Origin of the sequence: uncultured Pigmentiphaga sp., from assembly GCF_937950555.1 — a bacterium.
GTDB lineage: Bacteria > Pseudomonadota > Gammaproteobacteria > Burkholderiales > Burkholderiaceae_B > Pigmentiphaga.
This window is the reverse complement of the sequence record NZ_CALFCW010000045.1, coordinates 1-20119: the sequence shown is the minus strand read 5'-3', so window position 1 is coordinate 20119 and position 20119 is coordinate 1. Positions and strand designations below refer to the sequence as shown.

At 65.5% G+C, this 20119-nt stretch carries 16 protein-coding genes; 8 read left to right on the top strand and 8 right to left on the bottom strand.

What is annotated here, in order from left to right:
- Window positions 1-18: 18 nt before the first annotated feature.
- Together glmM and Q0319_RS11900 are read right to left on the bottom strand one after the other, a co-directional pair.
- Complete coding sequence (gene glmM, locus Q0319_RS11905; RefSeq protein WP_299452762.1) at window positions 19-1362, bottom strand: phosphoglucosamine mutase; 1344 nt, start codon at window positions 1360-1362, stop codon at window positions 19-21.
- A gap of 343 nt (window positions 1363-1705) precedes the next feature.
- Window positions 1706-2815 carry a glycosyltransferase gene (locus Q0319_RS11900; RefSeq protein ID WP_299452759.1) on the bottom strand — a complete coding sequence of 370 codons (1110 nt, stop codon included), beginning with the start codon at window positions 2813-2815 and terminating at the stop codon, window positions 1706-1708.
- A gap of 381 nt (window positions 2816-3196) precedes the next feature.
- On the opposite strand from Q0319_RS11900, the gene Q0319_RS11895 reads away from it, so the two are divergent.
- The 4 genes from Q0319_RS11895 to Q0319_RS11880 all read left to right on the top strand — a co-directional run bounded on the left by Q0319_RS11895 (window position 3197) and on the right by Q0319_RS11880 (window position 8652).
- Window positions 3197-4603, top strand: coding sequence for a phosphomannomutase/phosphoglucomutase (locus tag Q0319_RS11895; protein WP_296470190.1), 1407 nt, complete (start codon window positions 3197-3199; stop codon window positions 4601-4603).
- 76 nt (window positions 4604-4679) lie between these two features.
- Window positions 4680-6221: a glucose-6-phosphate isomerase gene (pgi, locus tag Q0319_RS11890; protein WP_296470195.1), complete on the top strand. Its 1542-nt coding sequence runs from the start codon at window positions 4680-4682 to the stop codon at window positions 6219-6221.
- A 137-nt stretch (window positions 6222-6358) separates the two neighbouring features.
- Window positions 6359-7333, top strand: coding sequence for a lipopolysaccharide heptosyltransferase I (gene waaC, locus Q0319_RS11885; RefSeq protein WP_299452755.1), 975 nt, complete (start codon window positions 6359-6361; stop codon window positions 7331-7333).
- Window positions 7333-8652, top strand: coding sequence for a 3-deoxy-D-manno-octulosonic acid transferase (locus Q0319_RS11880; protein ID WP_299452752.1), 1320 nt, complete (start codon window positions 7333-7335; stop codon window positions 8650-8652). The genes waaC and Q0319_RS11880 overlap by 1 nt, the downstream gene beginning before the upstream one ends.
- A 57-nt stretch (window positions 8653-8709) precedes the next feature.
- On the opposite strand, the gene Q0319_RS11875 is transcribed toward Q0319_RS11880, so the two are convergent.
- Entirely contained in the window at window positions 8710-10008 is a 1299-nt protein-coding gene (locus Q0319_RS11875) for a TolC family outer membrane protein (RefSeq protein WP_299452789.1), read from the bottom strand.
- Between the two features lie 32 nt (window positions 10009-10040).
- Window positions 10041-10721, bottom strand: coding sequence for a protein-L-isoaspartate O-methyltransferase (locus Q0319_RS11870; RefSeq protein ID WP_299452749.1), 681 nt, complete (start codon window positions 10719-10721; stop codon window positions 10041-10043).
- Window positions 10722-10852: 131 nt separating this feature from the next.
- Between Q0319_RS11870 and Q0319_RS11865 the strand changes: the two genes are divergently transcribed.
- A complete protein-coding gene (locus Q0319_RS11865) occupies window positions 10853-13168 on the top strand; it encodes an EAL domain-containing protein (RefSeq protein ID WP_299452746.1) in 2316 nt (771 codons plus the stop codon).
- Window positions 13169-13216: 48 nt separating this feature from the next.
- Here the strand turns inward: Q0319_RS11865 and Q0319_RS11860 are convergent, their stop codons facing one another.
- A complete protein-coding gene (locus tag Q0319_RS11860; protein WP_296468357.1) occupies window positions 13217-13516 on the bottom strand; it encodes an antibiotic biosynthesis monooxygenase family protein in 300 nt (99 codons plus the stop codon).
- A gap of 188 nt (window positions 13517-13704) precedes the next feature.
- Between Q0319_RS11860 and thiD the strand changes: the two genes are divergently transcribed.
- Window positions 13705-14529: a bifunctional hydroxymethylpyrimidine kinase/phosphomethylpyrimidine kinase gene (gene thiD / locus Q0319_RS11855; RefSeq protein WP_299452744.1), complete on the top strand. Its 825-nt coding sequence runs from the start codon at window positions 13705-13707 to the stop codon at window positions 14527-14529.
- Here the strand turns inward: thiD and Q0319_RS11850 are convergent.
- The gene (locus Q0319_RS11850) at window positions 14517-15710 is read right to left on the bottom strand and encodes an MFS transporter (RefSeq protein WP_296468361.1); all 1194 of its coding nucleotides are present in this window, start codon (window positions 15708-15710) and stop codon (window positions 14517-14519) included. The two genes, thiD and Q0319_RS11850, sit on opposite strands and share 13 nt — an antisense overlap.
- 79 nt (window positions 15711-15789) lie before the next feature.
- Complete coding sequence (locus Q0319_RS11845) at window positions 15790-16245, bottom strand: Rrf2 family transcriptional regulator (RefSeq protein ID WP_296468363.1); 456 nt, start codon at window positions 16243-16245, stop codon at window positions 15790-15792.
- A 214-nt stretch (window positions 16246-16459) separates the two neighbouring features.
- Here Q0319_RS11845 and Q0319_RS11840 point away from each other — a divergent pair, with 214 nt between their 5' ends.
- Window positions 16460-18151 carry a Mur ligase gene (locus Q0319_RS11840; protein ID WP_299452740.1) on the top strand — a complete coding sequence of 564 codons (1692 nt, stop codon included), beginning with the start codon at window positions 16460-16462 and terminating at the stop codon, window positions 18149-18151.
- A 37-nt stretch (window positions 18152-18188) separates the two neighbouring features.
- Here Q0319_RS11840 and Q0319_RS11835 read toward each other — a convergent pair whose 3' ends face one another.
- Window positions 18189-19043: an OmpA family protein gene (locus Q0319_RS11835; RefSeq protein WP_296468367.1), complete on the bottom strand. Its 855-nt coding sequence runs from the start codon at window positions 19041-19043 to the stop codon at window positions 18189-18191.
- A gap of 587 nt (window positions 19044-19630) precedes the next feature.
- On the opposite strand from Q0319_RS11835, the gene Q0319_RS11830 reads away from it, so the two are divergent.
- Window positions 19631-20119 (top strand): BapA prefix-like domain-containing protein (locus Q0319_RS11830; protein WP_299452737.1); only part of this gene is annotated, 489 nt, incomplete at its 3' end.

Sequence of the window (20119 nt, the reverse complement as noted above, 5' to 3'; positions counted from 1 at the left end):
TCTGGCTGGCGCCCTCCTTCAAGCCAAGCTGCTCGCCAGCCGGTCGACGCATTTTGCCGCCAGCATTTCTTCCTCGGCTTCCACCATTAGCCTCAACTTCGGCTCGGTACCCGAGGGGCGGATGAGCACCCGCCCGCGGCCGCGCAGGGCGGCTGTTACCTCCTGGTAGGCCTGGGCCAGGCCGGGGTGGGATTCCCATTGCAGGTCGGGTTGCAGCTTTACGTTCACCAGTTTTTGCGGCAGCAGGCGCAGCTCGCTGGTCAATGCCGGCAGGCCCTTGCCGCTGCGGCGCATGGCCGCCAGCACCTGCAGGGCGGCAATGATGCCGTCGCCCGTGGAATGGCGGTCCAGGCACAGGATGTGGCCGGAGCTTTCTCCGCCGAACAGCCAGCCATTTTCCTGCAGCGCCTGCATCACATGCTTGTCGCCCACGGGCGTGCGCACGAACGGCACGTTGAGTTCGCCCATGCGGCGCTCGAACGCGTAGTTGGTCATGACGGTGCCCGCCACGCCGGCTACCGGGCCTAGCGCCATGCGGTCGCGCACGATCACGTAGAGCAGTTCGTCGCCGTTGTACATGCGGCCATTGGCATCCACCATTTGCAGCCGGTCGGCGTCGCCATCGAGCGCGATGCCCAGGTGCGCGCCGGTTTCGCGCACCTTGGCGGCTAGGGTCTCGGGGTGGGTGGCGCCGACTTTCTCGTTGATGTTGAAGCCATTGGGCGCGCAGCCGATGGGAATGACCGTGGCCCCCAGCTCGCGGAACACGTCTGGCGCGATGTGGTAGGCCGCGCCGTGGGCGGCGTCGACTACGATGGTCAGGCCGCTGAGGTCCAGTTCCGGGGGGAAGCTGGCCTTGCAGAATTCGATATAGCGCCCGGCGGCGTCGTCCAGGCGCTTGACGCGTCCCAGCCCTTCGGACGGGGCGCAGGCCATGGGCTGCTCGAGCGCCGCTTCGATGGCCTGTTCTGCATGGTCCGGGAACTTGCTGCCCTGGGCGGAGAAGAATTTGATGCCGTTGTCGCCGTAGGGGTTGTGCGAGGCGCTGATGACGATGCCGGCGGAAAGGCGCAGCGCGCGCGTGAGGTAGGCCACGGCCGGGGTCGGTACCGGGCCGGCAAGCACCACGTCTACGCCGGCCGAAGAGAGCCCGGCCTCCAGCGCCGATTCCAGCATGTAGCCCGAGATGCGGGTGTCTTTGCCGATCAGAACCGCAGGCCGCGCCCCGCGCGGGGATTGCGCCCGTAGCACTTGGCCCGCGGCATGCCCCAGGCGAAGCGCGAATGCCGGGTTGATGACCGGCCCGCCTACTTTGCCCCGGATGCCGTCGGTCCCGAAATATTGGGTGTGTACTGCAGCCATGATTGTTTTCCGCGATTCTTGTTACTGCTTCACGTGCAGCCAATGGGAAAGCGAACGCTCCGCTGCCGGGCGCCCGCTTCAACGTGCCGCCATGATTCCCCATTTCGGCTGAGGCTGGTATCTGCCTTTTAGCCGGTTGCAATCCGTAAGGCCGCCAGCATAGGCCTGGAAGCATGACGCCCTGATGTAGCTATGTAACGAATTGCGGAAAAATTCGCATGAAATAGCCCTCTGAACAGTATGGATAGCGCCATTTCCCCAGGGGTTGTTAATTTTACAATAAGTTACATTGTTTTAAGAATGTATTTTTTTGTGCGGTATTTGCATCACTTTGACTATCGCCCTAGCGGTTTCGATTGTCGGTGTATTTGCGCAGCACGAGCCAGCGGGGCGTGCGAAAGCGCACAATGGCGGTGTACAGCCAGAGGTACACCGCGACGAAGACGGCGAGGAAGCCCACCAGCACGAACTTCTGGTGCCAGAAGGCGGTAGCCGGCACGATGGCGAGCAGGCTGAGTGCCCACAGGTAGGGGGAGGTGCTGGCGTTGCGCCGCAGGAGTAGCCGCGCGTTGCGCGAGCCGACCGCCCAGCGGATGACGCGCTTGTAGATCAGCATGTGCAGGTGGATGCCGTCCGGCAGGCTGGGCGACATGCCGCGGAGATATCTCTTTCGATATATGGAGAAGAGCGTCTCGAAGATGGGGTAAATGAAGAGCAGGGCGGGATACCAGGCCGAGACCTGCGGGTTGCGCGCCACGAGCAGGATGCCGAGCTCGGCCAGCATGAAGCCGAGGAAGTAGGCGCCACCATCCCCCAGGAAGATGAAGCCGTAGGGGTAGTTCCAGACCAAAAAGCCCAGGATGGCCCCGATCATGATGAGCGCGCCGCCAAGCACGAACGGGTCCCCCACCTTGAAGGCCACGTAGCCGAGCGAGGCGAACATGGCCATGGCCGCCGCCGCCGCGAGGCCGTTGAAGCCATCGATGATGTTGACGGCATTGACCAGCGCTGCCACGCACACCACGGCCGCAAGGCCGCCGGCCAGCGGCAGGGCGAGCCACGCATCCACCAGCGGCACGTCCACCCTGACCAGGCTGGCATCGAGTACGACGGCGCCCAGCGCGCCGCCTGCCAGCGCGCACAGCAGCCGCACCGTGGGGCTGATGCGCTGGGTGAAGTCTTCCGCGAGGCCAATGCCGAACACCACGGCCGAACAGGCCAGGAGGAGCGCCAGGTGCTTGGCGAGAGGCAGGTCGCGCGCCGTCAGCATCCCGACGGCCAGGCAGCAGCCGAGCAGGATGCCCACGCCGCCTATGCGGGGCACCGGCCGGACGTGGAATTTTTGGACGCCGGAGAGATCGCGGTCCGCTGCGGCGCTGTGGCGATGGCTCAAGCGGACAATGAACATGGTGGCAAGAAAAGACACGATGAAACTGATCGTCAGGTTAAGCATGTGTACTCGTGCGGATGGAGCCAGTGCGAGGCTAGGAGGAAGCAAGACAGCATCGCTATCGAATTGTGTATATACGACCGTGCGTCCAATGTCACGTATACGGTGCCAGGGTTTGGCGCTTGAGTGGTGTCATTTGCGTGTGTGGCGTAACGCAGCGTTACGCCGGCGGGGTATCCCGTCTTCTCTGCTGTCAACTTCATCTATAGTCCTAGTTAACTTGTCCGACTCGTGCTGCGCTCACGCGCCTGGGATACTTGGGGCATGCGACCGGCTATGTCTTTGTGTATTACCATCTGCACGATTTGACGAAGACATAGAGTGGGTTCAGCCTTTTGGAGCTGTCCGCTCGGATGAATATCAAAGCCAACCCAGGAGTTTTGCGTGGGGACTAACCTTTCCTCTTCCGCTATCGACATTGCCGCTTCCGCCTTCAAGGCGTATGACATCCGCGGCGTCGTCCCCTCACCCTTGAGTCCGGAATTCGCGCGTCGCCTGGGCGGCGCGTTGGCGTTGGCGGCGCGGCGCGCGGGCGTGAAGGAAGTCGTCGTCGGCCGGGACGGGCGCCTGAGCGGTCCGGATTTGGCCGAGGCGCTGCAGGCGGGCCTGTTGGCCGGGGGCGTGGACGTGCTGGACATCGGCATGGTGCCGACGCCCTTGGTCTATTACGCCGCCCACGTGAGCGGCACCGGCTCGGGCGTGGCCATTACCGGCAGCCACAACCCGCCGCAGTACAACGGCTTCAAGATGATGATGGCGGGCACGACGCTCTATGGCGATGCCATCACGGCGCTGCGCGAGCCGATGCTCAAGGGCGAGGGCATGGATGCCGCGACGCCCGGCACGCGCAAGGAATGGAACGTGACGCCGGATTACCTGCAGCGCATCGTGGGCGACGTGAAGCTCTCGCGCAAGATGAAGATCGCGGTCGATGCCGGCAACGGCGTGGCCGGCCCGACGGCGGTGCAGCTTTTCAAGGCGCTGGGCTGCGAGGTGGTCGAGCTGTATTGCGACGTGGACGGCAATTTCCCCAACCACCATCCGGACCCGGCCGACCCGCACAATCTTGAGGACTTGGTCCGGTGCCTGGCCGAGACCGATTGCGAGATCGGCCTGGCCTTCGACGGCGACGGCGACCGCCTGGGCGTGGTGACCAAGTCCGGGCAGATCGTCTGGCCCGACCGCCAATTGATCCTGTTCGCGCGCGACGTGCTGGCCCGCAACCCGGGCGCCGAGATCATCTACGACGTCAAGTGCAGCCGCTACGTGGCGCAGGAAGTCGCTGCCGCGGGCGGCAAGCCCCTGATGTGGAAGACCGGGCATTCCCTGGTCAAGGCCAAGCTCAAGGAAACCGGCGCCCCCTTGGCGGGCGAGATGAGTGGCCATATTTTCTTCAAGGAGCGGTGGTACGGCTTCGACGACGGGCTCTATACCGGCGCGCGGCTGCTCGAGATCCTCTCGCGCTCGGACGACCCCTCGGCGGTGCTCGAGGCCTTGCCGCAAGCCAAGTCCACGCCCGAGCTCAAGCTGGAGACCGCCGAAGGCGAGCAGTTCGAAGTGGTCAAGCGCCTGCAGCAGCAAGGGCAGTTCACGGGCGCCCGGGAGGTGATCACCATCGACGGCGTGCGGGTGGAGTACGCCGATGGCTTCGGGTTGGCCCGGCCTTCCAACACCACGCCCGTGGTGGTGTTGCGTTTCGAGGCGGACGACGACGCGGCGCTGGCGCGCATCCAAGAGGATTTCCGCACGCAGCTGCTGCGCGTCGCTCCTGATGCCAAGTTGCCGTTCTGAGTCTGAGAAGGAGGTATCGACATTGTTGAAAGGCGCCCCCGCATATCTGTCGCAAGCCTTGACGCCGCTTGCCGATATGGCGGCCTGGAAAGCGTTTGTCGAAGCCGCCCTGCGCGCGGACCGCAAGGCGGGCTCCCTGCGGGTGCTCGAGGCCGCGGGCCTGGCGGTGGACCTGAGCATGCAGGCGCAGTCGCCGGAGTTGCTGGCGGCAGGCGCCGCCTTGCTTGCTGAACGGGATTTCGGCGCCTGGCGCGAACGCCTGTTGGAAGGCGGGATCGCGAACTGTACCGAGAACCGCGCCGCCTGGCACACGGCCCTGCGCGCGGAAGACCCGCCGGGGCGCGTGGCCGCGCGCGTGCTGGCCGAGCGCGACCGCGTGCGCAATTTCGTGCGCCACATCGATGCCCAGGCGCGCTACGACGCCGTGGTGCACATCGGCATCGGCGGCAGCGATTGGGGCCCGAAGCTCGTGGTCTCGGCCATCGGCTATGCCGGCACGCGGCGGCAGATGCGCTTCGTCTCCAACATCGACGGCCATGCCATCGAGGCGGGCCTGCTCGGCCTCGATCCGCAGCGCACGTTGGTGGTGGTGTCGTCCAAGTCGTTCAACACGGTCGAGACGCTGAACAACGCGCAGTGCGCCTTGCGCTGGCTGCGCGAAGGCGGCGTGGCCGACCCGTGGGCCCAGGTCGTGGCCATTACGGCCAACCCGGAGGCCGCCAAGCAGATGGGCGTGGCGCCGGACCAGATCTTCACCTTCTGGGACTGGGCGGGTGGCCGCTACTCGGTGTGGTCGGCCATCGGCTTGCCCATTGCGCTGGCGCTGGGCGCCGAGGCGCTCGATGCGTTCCTGCAAGGCGCGGCGGCGATGGACGTGCATTTCGCGCAGGCGCCGCTCGAGCGCAATGCGCCGGTGCAGCTCGCGCTGGCGGGCATCGCCAACCGCAACGTGTTCGGCTATCCCTCGCTCAATATCGCGCCCTACGATGCGCGCCTGGCGCACCTGGTGCCGTACCTGCAGCAGCTGGAGATGGAATCGCTCGGCAAGTCCGTGGATTTGCACGGCCGGCCCGTGTCGCTGCCCACGGGCCCCATCGTCTGGGGCATGCCAGGCACGGACGGGCAGCACACGTTTTTCCAGTGGCTGCACCAGGGGCCGGAAGGCGCGCCGGTGGATTTCATCCTCTGCCGCGAGCCGGACCATCCCTATCCCGAGCATCATCGCCTGCTGGTGGCGAACTGCCTGGCGCAGCGCGAAGCGCTATTGCGCGGCAAGCCCGCTTCCGTGCTGGAGGAAGCGCTCACGGCGCAGGGCGAGGACCCCGAGCGCGCCGCCTGGCTCGCGCGCCACAAGGCCCATCCGGGCGGCCGGCCGTCCACCCTTATCGTGCTGCCGCGCTTGACCCCGCATTCGCTGGGCGCCTTGCTGGCGCTGTACGAGCACAAGGTGTTCGTGCAAAGCGTGGTCTGGGGCATCAACCCCTTCGACCAATGGGGCGTGGAGTACGGCAAGGCCCTGGCGCGGGGCATAGGGGAAGAGTTCGCCGGCAAGGCGTCGACCAGCGCGCGCGACCCGTCCACCGCGTACTGGGTGGAGGCCTGGCAGGGCGGGCGTTGAGGGCGGGTTCGTCCGGCCTTTTCCCGCGCAAGTTTGGCGTGGCATGGCATGGCGTTCGCGCGGGGCGCCCACTTCCGCACCCACCGACCGGTTAAAATTCGCGCTTTCCCCCGTGCCGGCCTGTCCGGCTTGCGTCCGTGCCCCGCATCCTGCTCGTCAAGACCTCCTCCATGGGCGACATCGTCCATGCGCTGCCTGCCGTGTCCGACATCGCTCGCCATGTGCCCGGCGCGGTGATCGATTGGGTGGCCGAAGAAGCCTTCGCCGCCATTCCTGCGCTGCATCCCAAGCTGAACGCGGTGATTCCGGTGGCGCTGCGCCGTTGGCGCAAGGCGTGGTGGTCGGCGTCGGTGCGGGCCGAGCGCGCGGCATTCAAGCAGGCATTGCAAGCGCATCGCTACGACGCGGTGATCGACATGCAGGGGCTTTGGAAGTCCGCCATGGTGGCCCGCCTGGCGCATGGGCCCGTGCACGGCGGCGACCTGCGCTCGGCGCGCGACCCTTTCGCTTCGTTGTTCTACCGCCATCGGCATCGCGTGGTGTTCGAGCAATCCGCGGTGGTGCGCATGCGGGAAATGGCGGCTTTGTCGCTGGGGTATGAACTCGACGGGCCGCCGGACTTCGGCATCCGTGCCGAGCCCCCGGCGGGCTTGCCGGCACGCTATGCGGCCATCATGCCTTCGGCGAGCCGGCCGACCAAGCTGTGGCCGGAGGACGCGTGGCGCACGGTGTTGCAGCGGCTGGCGGTGGCAGGCTATGCGCCGCTGGTTTTTGCCGGCACCGAAGAAGAATCCGCGCGCGCGCAGCGCTTGATCCAGGGCATTGCCGGCGCGCAGGCCTTGCCGCGCATGGGGCTCGCCGACGTGGCGGGCGTCCTGGCGGGGGCGGCGGTGGTGGTCGGCCTGGACAGCGGGCTCACGCACTTGGCCGGCGCCTTGGGCCGGCCCACCATCGGCATCTATGCCGACTACGATCCTGCGCTCGCGCCCGTCACCGGCCCAGCGTTCACCGCAAGCCTGGGCGGGCGTGGCACGCCGCCCTCGTGCGAGCAGGTGTTGGCGGCCCTGGGCCAGGCCTTGCCGGCCGAAGGCGCGACGGGAGCGGCACGCTGATGCGCGGCGCCCTGCTGCAGGCCTTGTATTCGCTGCTCTGGCGCGTCGCCACGCCGTTCTTGTTGTGGCGCATCTGGCGCCGCGCCCGGCGCGAGCCAGTCTATGGCGTGTTTCCCGCCGAGCGCTTCGGTTTCTACGGCAAGGGCAAGGACGCGCCCGCGCGCGCCGGCTTCCAGGCGGCACCGGTGTGGGTGCATGCCGTGAGCCTGGGCGAAACGCGCGCCGCGCAGCCTTTGGTCCGCGCGCTGCTCGATCGCGGGCTGCCCGTATTGCTCACGCACATGACGGCCACCGGGCGCAACGAAGGCGGCCGCCTGTTCGAACAAGACATCGCCCGCGGCCAACTGCGCCAGGCCTGGCTGCCCTACGACATGCCCGGCGCCGTGCGAAGGTTTTATCGCTACTTCGCGCCGCGCTGTGGCCTGCTCATTGAAACCGAAGTGTGGCCCAACCTGGTGGCGGGCGCCCGGCACCATGGCGTACCCATCGCGCTCGTCAGCGCGCGCCTCTCGGCTGCCTCCGCCCGCAAGGCCCTGCGCGTGGCAAGCCTGGCCCGGCGCACCTATGCGCGGCTCGATGCCGTGCTGGCCCAGACCCAAGCCGACGCGGATCGCCTGCGCCAGGTCGGCGCGCAGGCGCCGATGGTGGTGGGCAACCTCAAGTTCGACTTGCAATTGCCGCCCGAGCTCGTGCAGGCCGGCGCGGCGTGGCGCGCAGCGCTCGCGCGGCCCGTCATCGCCTGGGCGAGCACGCGCGAAGGCGAAGAGGAGGCCATCCTGGCCGCCATGCGCGAGATGCCCCGCACCCCGGCCGGCATCGCGCCCCTGGCCGTGCTCATCCCGCGCCATCCTCAACGCTTCGACGAAGTGGCCACCCTGGTCGAGGCTGCCGGCCTGGCCATGCAGCGCCGATCGCGCCTCGGCGCCATGCCCGTCACGGCGCCCGACCCCCACACGGCAGTGCTGCTCGGCGACAGCCTCGGCGAAATGCCCTTCTACTACGCGGCTGCCGACGTCGCCATCGTGGCCGGTAGCTTCGCGCCCCTCGGCGGCCAGAACCTCATCGAGGCCTGTGCCTGCGGCACCCCGGTCATCGTCGGCCCACACACCTTCAACTTCGCCCAGGCCTCCGAAGACGCCATCGAAGCCGGCGCCGCGCTGCGCGCCGACGATGCACGCGCCGCCTGGCGCCTCGCCCTGGAGTTGATCGACGACCAGGCGCGCCGCGCCGCCATGCGCGAGGCCGCCGCGCGTTTCAGCGCCGCCCATGCGGGTGCGACGCAGCGGGTGATGCGGGCGGTGAGAGGGTGGTTGGGGTAGGAGGCCTTTTCCGGCCTGGGGGCGGGTCAAGAACTCGACAAGGCCTCGAGCCTCTGCCTACCGCAGCAGCGCGTTGATTTTCGCGACGTCGTCTTCCGAGAGGATGCCCGCGGCCGCTTTCAGCCGCAGCCCCGACATCAGCGCGTCATAGCGCGCCTTGGCAAGATCCCGTTCCGTGGAGTAGAGCTGCTGCTGCGCGTTCAGCACGTCGATATTGATGCGCACGCCGACTTCATAGCCCGTCTTGTTCGCCTCCAGCGCGCTGCGGCTGGAAACCTGCGCCGCTTCCAAGGCGCGGACCTGGGCAAGGCCGGCGTTGACGCCTTGGAATGCGACGCGGGTGTTCTGCACGGCGGCGCGGCGCGCCGCTTCGAGATCGTGACGGGCTTTCTCCGACAGGGCCACGGCTTCATTCACGCGCGCGCTCGTGCCCAAGCCGGAGAAAATCGGCACCGATACCTGCACGCCTACCGAGCGCGTGGTGTAGAAATCGTTGACCACGTTCTGCCCGACCAAGCCGCGCGAGCGGCCGATGTTGGCCGTCAGGTCCACGGTTGGGTAGTGGCCGCTCTTGGCGATTTCAATGTCGCGCTTGGCGATTTCGGTGGCCAGGCTGGCTTGCGCGACGGCGAGGTTGTTGGCGGCGGCCTGCTGCGTCCAGGCTTCGAGCTTGGCGGGCTCCGGCGCGGGTACCTTGACCGACTCCGGGAGCTTGGCCAGGGTGTCGGGCGCCTGGCCGATGATTTGCTGCAGGGCGCTGGTGCGTACCGTGAGCTCGGATTCGGCCTGGATCTCCTGCGCCACGGCGAGGTCGTAGCGTGCCTGGGCTTCGTGCGTGTCGGTGATGGTGGCGGTGCCGATCTCGAAGTTGCGCTTGGCCGCTTCGAGCTGCTCTTCGATGGCTGCCTTTTGCGCGCGGATGAAGGCGAGGTTGTCTTGCGCCGCCAGCACGTCGAAGTAGGCCTGGGCCACGCGCAGGATGAGGTCTTGCCGTGCCTGCGCGAGCTGTGTTTCACCGATGGCGAGCTGCAGCTTGGACTGCTCGTAGTTTTGCCAGTTGGCCCAGCGGAAGAGCGGCTGCGTCAATTGCAGCGTGTAGCTCTCGCTGGTGTACTGCACCCCCGGCAGGCGCGTGGTGGAGGCTTCCGCGCGGGTGCCCGTCAGCCCGATCGAGGGCAGCAGCCCCGCGCGGGCCTGCGGGAGTTTCTCCAGAGTTGCCGTGTATGCGGCCCGCACGGAAGCGAAGGTGGCGTCGTTGGCCAGCGCGGCTTGGTAGGCTTGCGCAAGGTCCAAGGCCGCGGCCGGGGAAAAGTATGCGCACGCGCTCAGCAGAGCGCATAGCGTCGGGACGTACAGCCTTGCGCGTGTGGGCAGCACGGAGACTCCGGTCAGAATTTGAACTTGGAGACAGTCACGCCACGCAGGGGTTTGACCAGCGTTTCGAACAGCGAGGTGGTTTCGAACGTGGCGGCCGTGGTGCGGGTGATCAACAGTGCGGTCATGATCGGGTTCTGGCCGACGATGATCGCCAGGCGGCCGCCCACGCGCAATTGGTACTTGAGGCTATCCGGCACTTCCGGCACCGAGCCCGTCACGAGGATGGCGTCGTATTCCGTGGAGCCCCAGCCCTTGCTGCCGTCGCCGACCTGCACCGTGGCGTTGGCGATGCCGGCGCGCTTGAGGTTGGCCTGGGCAAACGAGGCAAGGCGGGGAAGGATTTCCACCGAGGTGACGGTTTGCGCCATGCTGGCCAGCAGGGCGGTGTGATAGCCCGAGCCGGTGCCGATTTCGAGCACGCTGTCGCTGGGCTTGAGCGCCAGTTCCTGCAGCAGCCGGGCTTCCACCTTGGGAGCGAGCATGCATTCGCCGCTGTCGTAGTCGTCGAAGCGCAGCGGAATCTCGGTGTCGACGAAGGCCAGGGAGCGCATCGACGGCGGTACGAAGTCTTCCCGCTTCACCTTGAAGAGCAGTTCCAGGACGTTCTGGTCGAGAACATCCCACGGGCGGATTTGCTGTTCCACCATGTTGAAGCGGGCTTGTTCGACGTCTGGAAAAGTGGCTGCGTTCATGGTAGATAATTAGGAATTAACGAAAACCGTAAGAAAACGGGCAATTTTAACCGGCCTATGGCCGTACGGCCTGCGCGGCGATCGCTAGTCTAGCAATATCACAGGATTCAGGGGCGGCCTGCCAACTCATTATGTATGCTCCTACACCTGGGCCGCGCCCCACGACGCAGGCTCCTGCTGTCCCGACCACGGGGCGTGCGCGGTTCCTCGCCGCACTCGCCTGCGGCCTGATCGTCCTCATTGCCGTCTCCGCGGCGGCGTTGGTCAACAATTTGCATCAGCGCGCCATCGCCGCGAAATCGCGCGAATTGACGAATCTGGCGATGGTCCTCGCCGAAGAGGTCGAGCGCACGTTCGAGGCGGTCGAGGGAGCGCAGCAAGATATCGCCGACCGCATCAAAGAGCGGGGCGGCCACACGCATGACCCCTTCGTGCAGTTGGCCGGCAGCAGCGAGATCGTCGAGTTGCTCGAAACCAAGGCCAGCAGCCTGAGCTACGTCGATGCGCTGTCGGTGGTGAGCCGCGACGGCGTGTTGCTCAATTCCTCGCGTCCCCAGTCGTCGCCGTACGTGGATCTCTCCGGTAGCGAATTTTTCCGTTCGCTGCACCGCAATGGGCAGGCAGAGACCTTCCTGAGCCTGCCTTACCTCAGCCCGGCCTCTGGCCGATGGACGATTTATTTTGCGCGCAAGGTGCGCGATGCCGAGGGTGCGCTGCTGGGCATGGCGGTGGGCAGCATGCCGACGGCGTACTTCGAGGAGTTCTACGAACAGATCAAGGCCGGCGAGCAGACCGAGATCGCCATGTATCGTTCGGACGGCCATCTGCTGGCGGGTCATCCGCTGCCGCGGCAAGTGATCGGCAAGCGCCTGATGGCGCTGCACGAGGGCGATCACGGCTTGCCGGTCATGCGCGAAGGCAAGGCGGTGGAGATGACGAGCACGGTGGACGGCGTGCGACGCCTGGCTGCGGTCGCCGTGCCCTCGGCGTATCCGGTCGTGCTGCAGGTTAGCGTGCCCGTGTCCACCGTCGTGGCGAGCTGGCGGGAAGATGCGTGGGTCATCGTCGGCGGCGCGACCTTGCTGTGCATCATCATCGGCGTCTGCTTCATGCTGAGCAGCCGGCAGCTGAGGAACCAATATGAAATCGCGCGCGCCGCCTACGACATGGCCCGCTGCGACACGCTAACCGGGCTACCGAATCGCTTGAGTTTCATCGAAACCCTGTCGCGCAGGCCCGAACCGCCTGATGGCGCGCAGACGGCGCTGTTGTTGATCGACCTCGACGTTTTCAAGGACGTGAACGAGGAGCTGGGGCAGGACGTGGGCGACCTCGCGCTGAAGAAAGTCGCCCAGCGCATCCAGGCAGCGACCCGGCCTGAGGATTTCGTCGCGCGCGTGGCGGGCGACGAGTTCGCGGTGGTGCGCCATGCTTCCGATCCGGAGTCCATCGGGGTGCTGGCGGCATCCCTCATCGCCGCCATCGCCGAGCCCTGGTACGTGCGCAATTACCGGATCGTCCTGAGCGCAAGCGTCGGGGTTGCCTTGTCCAGGCCGGGCGATGATGCCGACGCGCTGTTGAACCACGCCGAAACGGCGCTGCTGTGCGCGCGCGGGGAAGGGCGGCGCCGGTGGCGCATGTTCGAGAAGAGCATGGATGCGGCGCAGGCGACGCGCCGCGTGGCCGAGACGGCGCTGCGCGAGGCGCTGGAGCGGCATGGGTTCGAACTGTATTACCAGCCGCTCGTGAACACCCAAACGGCCCGGTTGGAAGGCTTCGAGGCCCTGCTGCGCTGGCGTGAGCCACGCCTTGCCGAGCTGGGCGCCCCGCAGGTGATCGCGGTGGCGGAGGAAACCGGCCTGATCGTGCCGCTGGGCAAGTGGGTGCTCGACATGGCGTGCGCCGAGGCCGCCAAGTGGCCAGGCAACGTGCGCGTGGCCGTCAACGTTTCGGCATGGCAGTTTCGCAGCGGAAAATTGCTGGACCACGTGCGCGGCGCGCTGAAGGCCGCGAATTTGCCTGCCGAGCGCCTCGAGCTCGAGATCACCGAGACTGTGCTGCTCCAGAACACGGCCTACGTGCACAGCACGCTGGACGAACTGCGCAGCATGGGCGTGCGGATCGCGCTCGACGATTTCGGCACCGGCTACTCCTCACTGCTGTACCTGCGCCGGTTCCCCGCCGACCGCATCAAGATAGACATGGCTTTCGTGGCAGGCATTTGTACGAATCCGGAGTCCGCGCGCATCGTGCAGGCCATCGTCAACCTGGGCCACAGCCTGGGCATGCAGACCACGGGCGAAGGGGTGGAATCGCAGGCGCAGTGGGACCAATTGCGCATGGCCGGGTGCACCGAGATCCAGGGGTATTTCGTGGGGAGGCCGTGTCCGGCCGAAGAGGTGCGGGTGTTCTTCGAAAAGTACGGCGTCGAAGAGAAACTCGCCTAGGGGCAGGCGCGCGCCGCGGCGCGGCCTTGGCCCCCGTAAGGCTTGGCCTCAGAAGGGGTTGGCGACTGTGGTGGTGTGGCACACCACTGGCGGCTTGGCGAAATACTCGCCCACCAAGGCCCGCCAGGCCTTGAAGTCTTCCGAGCCGCGAAAGTGCACGGTGTGGTCTTCCAGCGTTTCCCATTGCACCACGAGCAAATAGGTATTGGCGTCTTCCAGCGTCTGCTGGAGCTGCATGCCGTGGCAGCCCTTGGCCCGCTGGAACAGCGGCGCTGCCGTCTGGACGCCGGCTTCGAATGCTTCTTGCGTGCCCGGTCGGATTTCGATCTGCGCGATTTCGTAAATCATGGCGAGCCTCTTGCAGGGAGGGCGGTTGCAGGGAGAGCGGGCCCTTATGTTACCCGCCTTCGCGCACGGCGGGCGCCGGGCAGGCTTCGTGCAAACGGCTCATGCCGCCCCGCCCCGGACGGACGGCACACTATACTTGGCGGCATCAGCCGCCGTGAGGCGGCGTCGTCCATTTGCACGAGGTTTTCATGTCAGCCGCTAAACCCATTCCCAAGGCACTTACTATCGCGGGCGTCGATCCGTCCGGCGGCGCAGGGGTGCTGGCCGACATCAAGGCGATGAGCGCACTCGGCGCCTACGGGTGCGGCGTCATCGCGGCACTGACCGCGCAGAATACCCACGGCGTGACGGGCGTGCGGCCCGTCGAGCCCGTGTTCGTGGCGCAGCAGATCGATACCTTGTTCGCCGACGTGCCGGCCGATGCCGTCAAGATCGGCATGCTCGGCAGCCGGCCGGTGACCGAAATCGTCGCCGAACGCCTTGCGCACTGGAAGCCGCCCTACGTCGTGCTCGACCCGGTCATGGTCGCGAAAAGCGGCGACTCGCTGCTGACCCGCGATGCGGTCGGCGCGCTGCGCGAGGCCTTGCTGCCGCAAGTCACCATGATTACCCCGAACCTGCCCGAGGCCGGCGTCTTGCTCGAGCAACGCCCCGTGGACACGGTCAAGGAAATGCGCCGCGTGGCCGAGCGCCTGCGCGAGCAGCTCGCCCATAGCGGCGAGCGCTGGGTGTTCCTCAAGGGCGGCCATTTGCCCGGCGACATGGCCATCGATTTGCTGCACGACGGCGATCGCATGATCGAACTGGCTGCGCCGCGCATCCACACCCGCAACACGCATGGCACGGGTTGCACCCTTTCGGCTGCCTTGGCCGCGTTGCTGCCGCAGTGCCAAGACGTGCCGGAAGCTGCCAAGCGCGCCAAGCATTACCTGACCGAGGCCATTCGGCACGCGGACAGCCTGGGCGTGGGCTCGGGCAACGGGCCGGTGCATCATTTCCATCAGTGGTGGTAGGAGCTGGCTTGCCCGGGACGATCGGAAACGCCATGGCCGGGTTTCTCGATCTTCCGATGCGCCACTTCTGCGGTAACCAAGCCGAGGAAGATCAAGACCGCGCCGACGAGCCCCAGGCCGTACGGCGTGACGATCCGGATCATGGCGGCCCCGAGCACGCCCGACGCGGCGACGGCGAGGTAGATCGTCGAGGCGTTCAACGCGATCAGGATGGGCGCGCGCGTCGGGGCGATGCCGATCAGCCGGTGCTGTTGGGGAACGATCAGGCCCCAGCCGCACAGCCCCCATGCGACGAGGGCCGCGATGGAGGTCGGCAGTGCGGCGCTGGATAGCGGCATGAGTGCGAAGTCGATGCCCACGGCGATGATCGCCATGTTGATGATCCAGCGGCTGCCGAACCGGTCGGTCAACGCGCCTGCGACGAGATTGCCAAGCGTGGCCGCCACGCCCCAGATTGCGATCAGCATGGCGAGGATGTCGCTGCGGCCGTCCGTCGCGCGCTCGAATGCCACGCTGGCGTAGCTATAGACGGTGTACAGCCCTGCCAATACGAGCAGGGTCGTTCCCAGGGTCCAGGCCACGCGGGGGTCGAGTAGCGGGGCAAGGCGTTCGCCCAGGGTCAGCTTAGCGGTTCCCACGAGCCGGGGAAGTGCGAGGGCGATGCCCGTGCCCGCGAGGAGGCCTAGGCCGGTGACCCACCACATGGTCATGCGCCAATCGCCCAGCCCACTCACGAGCGTCCCGATGGGGGCGCCTAGCGCGGTAGCGCCGCTCAAGCCAGCCATGACGACGGCGAGCGCGCGCCCCCGCTGTTCGGGGGCGACCAGGGCGGCCGCCGCGGCGCTGGCTGCGGGCGTGTAGAGCGCGCCACCGGCGCCTGCCAGGATCCGGCCCGCCAACCCCATTTCGAAACTGGCTGCCAGCGCAGTCAGCGCATTGCCGAGCGTGAACACGAGGAGCCCGCTTCCCAATACGAAGCGGCGCGGCCAGTGCGACGTCCAGGCGGCCATGACGGGCGTCATGATGGCGTAGGACAGTGCATACGCCGTGATCATTTGCCCCGCGGCGTCGATGCCGACACCGAAATCCTGCGCAATCTCGCGCAGGATGCCGGCCATCACGAAGCTGTCGGTGCCGATGGCGAAGGTGCCCAAGGCGAGGGTGAGAAGTCGGAGGTTCATGGCAGTTCCGTTATGTCGTAACAATAATGGTTACATCAAGGGGCGCAAAAAAACCTTGCCTGGCGGGGTGTTCGTTCCTTTATTTCCGCCTGCTTGGGGACTCCTTGGAACGCTTCAGTATCTGGGCGAGCATGTCTTCGATGGTGATGCGCGCCATGTGCTCGTGAAGTACCTCGCCGAGCGATGCATAGACGCGGCTCAGCGCCGGTTGTATTCCGCAGCCAACGGGGCAGGCCGGATTGGGGCGGGACGCATGCAGGGCGAACAACGGCGCGTCTTCCACCGTGCGATATACGTCGAGCAGGGAAATGGCCTGCGGGGCACGCGCCAAGGTCCATCCTGCATGGGCCCCGCGATGGCTCTTGACGAGGCCCGCCTTCGACAATCGCCCGAGGATGCGCCGGATGACGACGGGATTGGTGTTGACGCTTGCGGCGATGCGGTCGGACGTGACCGGGTCGGGGTTGTTTCTCGCCACGAGGGACATCCACGCCAAAATGTGTATTGCGATCGTCAGCCGGCTGTTGGAACTCATGAAAAGGCCCGCGGGGTGTTTTGTCGTAACTATATTGGTTACGTCTAGGCTGGGTCAAGCCCTTGCATGGGAGGGCAGGGCCCGATTGGCACGCCGCGGCGCCTTGGCCGAGGCGCGCCGGAAGTGGTATGGCGGTTCGGGTCCGGATGGACGCGCCGTCGATAGGCGGTTAGGATTCGGCAGTCCCGGAGTTCGTCGTTCCTCTTTTCCCTGCATGCATCTTTCTGAGCTTCTTGCCGAGGTCCGTCCGCACGTCGAAGCGAACTTCCGTTCACCGGGGGGCGACTGGCCGGCGTGCACCCTGTTTTTCTCGGTTTCCGATGGCACGTCCCGCGCGCGCGTGCGCCACGCCAGCGCATCGGATTTCGCCAGCGCGTGGCTTGCCGGCACCGAGAAGCTCGAACAGTTGGTGCAGCGGCGCGGCATGCAAGTGCGCTGGCTGCGCATCGATTGGGTGGAGGAGGTGCGGGAGACGACCATGAAGGCATGGTCGGAAGAGCTCGCCAAGACCAAGCGGAACTATTACCGCTATGGCGTGGCGCTGGACCGCGGGCTCAAGATCGCCTTCCTGGAGCAAGAGCTCAACGGCAACGCCATGCTCTATGGCGGCAACGAGGTCGCGCACGCCACGGTCAACCTGCATAACTTCAATGTGTATGCTGCCAATCGCTATGGCGCTGGAACCGAACTCGACCCCGGCAGGGACAGGGCGGTCTATGTGCTGTCGACGCGGGGGGTTTTTCGCGATGCGCTCGAGGCCCGAACCCATCTCTTGTACGGCCCGGGGCGCAACGCCGGGCGCAGGGTGCGTGACCGCCTGACTGACCAAGACGTATTCGAGCTGATCGAGCGCGGCGCCCTGTACCTCGCTTCGCAGGTCCAGGAGAGTGGCAAGTTCCATTACGGATGGCATCCTTGTTTCGACCGCCCCATCAACGCCTATAACAGCCTGCGACACGCGAGCACGACCTACGCCATGATCGAGGCGTGGGAAGTGACGCGCGATGAAACACTCAAGCAGGCCATCGATCGCTCGCTGTCTTATCTCACCACCAAGCTGATCGCACAGGCCGAGCTCCCGGACGGGCGCCGCGGCGCGTTCCTGGTCGATGGCTCTGAGGTCAAGCTGGGCGGCAATGCCGTATGCCTCCTGGCGCTGAGCAAGTATGCGCAGGTCACGGGCACCGATCGCCATCATGCGCTGATGGCGGCGCTGGCGGAGGGCGTCCTGTTCATGCAGGACCCGGCGACGGGCCGCTTCGTGCACGTGCTGAACTATCCGGACCTCTCGGTCAAGGAGCCGTTCCGCATCATCTATTACGACGGCGAGGCGGCGTTCGGGCTGATGCGCCTATACGGCCTGACGCGCGAGCCGCGCTGGCTCGAGGCCGTGGTCCGCGCGTTCGACTATTTCCTTTCCGCCGAGCATTGGAAGGCGCACGATCACTGGCTGAGCTATTGCGTCAACGAGTTGACGACTTACCGGCCGCAGGCGAAGTATTTCGAGTTCGGCATCAAGAACTTCGCCGATTACCTGGACTTCGTCCGGGATCGCATTACGACTTTCCCGACTCTGCTCGAATTGATGATGGCCGCCGAGACCATGTTGCAGCGGCTTGTCATGTACCCGGAGATGCGGCCGCTATTGAATGCGGTGGACCTCGATGCCTTCTACGAGGCCTTGGAGCGGCGCGCCCACTATCTGCAGAACGGGCATTTCTGGCCGGAGTATGCGATGTATTTCCGCAACCCGGCGCGCATCGTCGGCAGTTTCTTCATCCGGCACCATGCCTTCCGCGTGCGCATCGACGACGTCGAGCACTATTTGTCGGGGCTGGTGGCGTATCTGCGTTATCTGCAGGCCGGCGGGCGGGTGCGGGCGCTGCGCCTGCAGGCGGCGGCATAGGCGCCGCCTGCATTCTTCTCTCTTCTTCTAGCGAGGTTCAACGGCCCTGGGGCGCGGTGCCGGGGATGCTGCGGATGTTCAACGTCACGCGGCGGTTGGGCGCCAGGCATTCACGCAGCGCGGCGCCGCCGCGTACGCCCTGGCATTGCACGACGGGTTCCGATGCGCCGCGACCTTCGACGCTCACGCGGGAAGGCGAAAGCCCCTTCGAGACGAGGTAATCGCGGACGGCCTGTGCGCGCTCCAGGGAAATCCGCTGGTTGGCGGCAGCCGACCCTATCCGGTCCGCGTGCCCGACGATATGCACTTCATACGGCGCCGACTCCCCGCGCAGCGGCGCGATGGCACGGTCTAGCTCGGCCTGCCCCGCAGGCGTGAGGCGGGCGCTGTTGAAATCGAACAGCACGTCCGCCGCGATGGAAATGGTGCGCACGGGCGCGGGCGCAGGAACCGGGGCCGGCGCGGGCTTCATCGCGTCGGCGATCGCCTGGCATTGCGGACGGCGCCACATCGTGGACGTCACCGTATCCCGCGCGTCGAAATTCACCCGGTATTGGCAGACCAGGACGTTCTGGCCTTGCAGCGGCAGGGTCAGGTCGTAGTCGAACGCACGTCCGTTGGCGCCGGCTTGCACGGGCTGGCCCAGCGCATTGATCACGGTTTGCTTGGTCGCGCCCGGCCTGACTTGGGCGAAGCGATTCATGTCGAGTGGCTTGCCATTGCGCAGGAACTGAGAGGGCAGCTTGCCGACCTGGGCCTCGATGTTCTGGAAGCCTGAAGGGTCTTGCGTGATCTGTATCGGATCCTTGGGCTCTTCGCGCTTCTGGGGAGCAGAGCAGGCGGCAAGTGCCAGGGTGCCGACTAGGGCGGCTGCAACGGTAGTGATTCTCATGTGGTGTCCTTGTTCGAAGCCGGATGGAACAGTCAAGCAAGTGCCCGGGGGCATCGGCGGAATAAATCGAAACCGGCCTGCAGGAAGAAAACCGACGTGAGGTTATTCCACAAAACCGGGGTCCGATTAAATATTCGCAAGTTTTCGATTAATTGAAAAATGGGCGAATCTATTTTCTGTGAATATCACACTTGATGTTGGTCAGTTTACGGTTCGGTCCAATTTTATTTTCGTCGTCATAATATTAGGCGCAAGGTTGGATTATGGTAAGCATCCGTAAGGATCATGCCAAAAATACGGGAAAACCATGATTCGCGTGCATTTGGCGTCGAGTAAGGTGGCGCGAAATAATTTTCCTCGGGCGAAGCTGGCGATTGTTTTTCGAAAATAGATATTCGCAATGTTTTGAATATCTATTTTGAAAGAAATAGGCAGGTCTTTAGTTGGATTTTGCGCCCGCGGTGAGTAATGTTGTGGGAAGCGCGAAAAAATAGGCGGTTTTTCGCCGCACCAATTATTCGAAAGGTTCCGCTTGAGCCTGAGTCGTGGCTCAACCACATAAAACAGGACGATGCAAAGGTAGCTGCATGAACATATCGGTCACAAACAAGGTTGATGGGGCAACCACTGAACTTCCGGTGGGTGATCTCACGCTTAATTCCGCAGGCGTCGTCAAACTGCCTTTCGGGCCGGAATCGGTGGCGGCGTTCGAGCGCAACGGGCAACACCTCATTCTGAAGCTCAAGTCCGGGCAGCAGATCACGATTGCCAACTTCTTCCAGCCTGGGCCGGATGGTGCTCGCAGCGAACTCATCCTGGAGGACGCCAGCGGCGTGCTCTGGTGGGGCCAATACAGCTCGCCCTGGTCAGGGTTCTCGTTCACCGAAATCGTTGCCGTCGAACAGGTAATGGGCATGCTTCCCGCCGGAAGCGCCGTTCCTGCATGGCTGCTCGCAGGCCTGGCCGCCATCGGCCTGGGCGCGGCGCTGTTGAATGACGACGACGATGATGACGAATCGGACGCGGATGCCGATGCGGATGCTGATGCGGATGCTGACGCTGACGCTGACGCGGAT